Source organism: Vibrio sp. 704 (assembly GCF_033339295.1).
Genome location: NZ_JAWOUH010000616.1, coordinates 1 through 624, shown reverse-complemented (window position 1 = coordinate 624; position 624 = coordinate 1). Strand labels below are relative to the sequence as shown.

1 pseudogene is annotated in these 624 nt (G+C 54.2%); it reads left to right on the top strand.

What is annotated here, in order from left to right:
- Positions 1 to 624 (top strand): annotated as a pseudogene (locus tag R7R24_RS28075) (calcium-binding protein); the annotation flags it as partial.

Genomic DNA, 624 nt, shown 5'->3' with positions numbered 1-624 from the left:
CCTCGATAATGCGTTCGTCGACACCACCATCAGTGATGAAACCGACCCAGGACCAGAAGATACGGTTACGGTCACCATGACCGGTCCAGCGAATGTGGTGGAAGGCGACACCACCACAGAGTACACCGTGACACTGAGCGATCCGGCTCCTGTGGGTAGCATTGTCACGCTCGCTTACAGCTATACTACTGCATCTGGTGATGACATCACTGAAACCACTCAAGCGATTATTGGGGCGGATGGCGTAACCGCCACGTTTACCATCGATACCGTGGACGATGTTTACGCGGAAGGCGATGAAGTGTTCCGCGTCAGCGTGTCGGGCCTTGTAGATGGTGACAGCAATCCGATTTTTGAGGCATTAGATGTTTCAAATGCCTTTGTTGACACCACCATCAGCGATGAAACCGATCCTGGTCCAGAAGATACGGTTACCGTGACCATGACAGGTCCAGCGAATGTCGTAGAAGGCGATACCACCACGGAGTACACCGTGACACTGAGCGATCCGGCGCCAGTCGGTAGCATCGTCACGCTCGCTTACAGCTACACCACTGCATCCGGTGATGACATCACCGAAACCACTCAAGCGATTATTGGGGCGGATGGCGTAACCGCCACGTT